The sequence below is a fragment of the Actinocorallia libanotica genome (genome assembly GCF_039525175.1).
Classification (GTDB): Bacteria; Actinomycetota; Actinomycetes; order Streptosporangiales; family Streptosporangiaceae; genus Actinocorallia; species Actinocorallia libanotica.
The window spans coordinates 1-2,002 of the sequence record NZ_BAAAHH010000096.1; the positions used below are offsets into that span (position 1 = coordinate 1).

The window sequence follows — 2,002 nt, forward strand, 5'->3', positions numbered from 1 at the left end:
AACGAGTACCTCGAACGGCAGCTCGCGGCGTGAACTAACCGCAAATAAGCTGTCCGGAATCGGCAGGGCACATCACAGATCGAAGCCATGCGGGGTGAGCAGCTCGCCCATCGTGCCGGGGAGCCCCTGGAGCATGACCCCACCGGGGGTGGAGCCGTCGAAGTACTTCTCCACGCGGCTCGCGTACGGCTGCTTGAAGACTTCTTCGGGACGGTCGTAGATAGCGGCCTTCCAGTTCCAGGAGACCAGGAGATACGCGGTGTAGGCCACCGTCATTTTTGGTTGCGTCTTGCCCTCCACCATCGACGGGAGCATCACTCCTCGCATGTCGTACGCCCCTCCGATGGGGGCGACGGCACGGAGACGGAACCACTTTTTGCCCCTCTGGAGTTCGCGGGCCAAGCCCAAAGCGGCTGTAGCACCTTGGGAGAAACCCGTCACAAAAACGTCGCGCCGTGCCTTACGGCCCTTGCGGGGCAAGAATTCGCGGGCGGCGCGGAGCAGGTCGAGCGACGCAGAGGCCTCGGTACGGGCGTCCATCCACGGGTGTTCACCGGGGCCGAGTCCCAGGCCGAGGTAGTCGGGAGCCGCAGTGGCGAAGCCCGCCGTCCCGTAGGTGAGCGGGGCGCCTTGCCCGAAGCCGTTTTCGGGGGAGGTGGAAGGTGCGTCTTGGCGGTAATTGGTCGTCCCGTGAGCGTAGGAGACGAGTTTGAGCTTCTTGTTCTTGTTCCGGGGGACCACCAGAAGGCCGCTCGCTCTCGTCGGCTTTCCCCGCCGGTCTATGGTCCGGTAGACGAGCTGGTAGGTGTCGACGCCGTAGACGACCTTGGTGGCGTCGAAGCCTTCGGATTTGAGCCGCTTGGCGGCCTGCGCGGCGGTGTAGGACTTGACCTTCTTGGCGGACAGGAGCTCGCCTCGCTCATGCGCGCCGCCCCCGTCCTGCCGCTCGCTCGCGACGGCTCCCGTCGGGAGCAGCGCCCCCAGAGCGACGGCGGCCGCCATGGCGGCCGCCGTCGCTCTGGGGGCGCTGCTCCCGACGGGAGCCGTCGCGAGCGAGCGGCAGGACGGGGGCGGCGCGCATGAGCGAGGCGAGCTCCTGTCCGCCAAGAAGGTCAAGTCCTACACCGCCGCGCAGGCCGCCAAGCGGCTCAAATCCGAAGGCTTCGACGCCACCAAGGTCGTCTACGGCGTCGACACCTACCAGCTCGTCTACCGGACCATAGACCGGCGGGGAAAGCCGACGAGAGCGAGCGGCCTTCTGGTGGTCCCCCGGAACAAGAACAAGAAGCTCAAACTCGTCTCCTACGCTCACGGGACGACCAATTACCGCCAAGACGCACCTTCCACCTCCCCCGAAAACGGCTTCGGGCAAGGCGCCCCGCTCACCTACGGGACGGCGGGCTTCGCCACTGCGGCTCCCGACTACCTCGGCCTGGGACTCGGCCCCGGTGAACACCCGTGGATGGACGCCCGTACCGAGGCCTCTGCGTCGCTCGACCTGCTCCGCGCCGCCCGCGAATTCTTGCCCCGCAAGGGCCGTAAGGCACGGCGCGACGTTTTTGTGACGGGTTTCTCCCAAGGTGCTACAGCCGCTTTGGGCTTGGCCCGCGAACTCCAGAGGGGCAAAAAGTGGTTCCGTCTCCGTGCCGTCGCCCCCATCGGAGGGGCGTACGACATGCGAGGAGTGATGCTCCCGTCGATGGTGGAGGGCAAGACGCAACCAAAAATGACGGTGGCCTACACCGCGTATCTCCTGGTCTCCTGGAACTGGAAGGCCGCTATCTACGACCGTCCCGAAGAAGTCTTCAAGCAGCCGTACGCGAGCCGCGTGGAGAAGTACTTCGACGGCTCCACCCCCGGTGGGGTCATGCTCCAGGGGCTCCCCGGCACGATGGGCGAGCTGCTCACCCCGCATGGCTTCGATCTGTGATGTGCCCTGCCGATTCCGGACAGCTTATTTGCGGTTAGTTCACGCCGCGAGCTGCCGTTCGAGGTACTCGTT

General features: G+C 65.8%; 2 protein-coding genes. One reads left to right on the forward strand and one right to left on the reverse strand.

All coding sequences use genetic code 11. The annotated features are described in order from the left end of the window. Positions 1 to 72: 72 nt before the first annotated feature. Entirely contained in the window at positions 73 to 1,002 is a 930-nt protein-coding gene (locus tag ABD140_RS39735; protein WP_344248216.1) for an alpha/beta hydrolase family protein, read from the reverse strand. Here ABD140_RS39735 and ABD140_RS39730 point away from each other — a divergent pair. After that, on the forward strand, positions 1,001 to 1,930 hold the full coding sequence (locus ABD140_RS39730; RefSeq protein WP_344248216.1) for an alpha/beta hydrolase family protein: 930 nt from the start codon (positions 1,001 to 1,003) through the stop codon (positions 1,928 to 1,930). The two genes, ABD140_RS39735 and ABD140_RS39730, sit on opposite strands and share 2 nt — an antisense overlap. The last annotated feature ends 72 nt before the right edge of the window (positions 1,931 to 2,002 follow it).

Bases quoted from the DNA above. Each gene is read 5' to 3' on its own strand.
- ABD140_RS39730 (WP_344248216.1), top strand. From the start codon at position 1,001: ATGGCGGCCGCCGTCGCTCTGGGGGCGCTGCTCCCGACGGGAGCCGTC.
- ABD140_RS39735 (WP_344248216.1), bottom strand. From the start codon at position 1,002: ATGGCGGCCGCCGTCGCTCTGGGGGCGCTGCTCCCGACGGGAGCCGTC.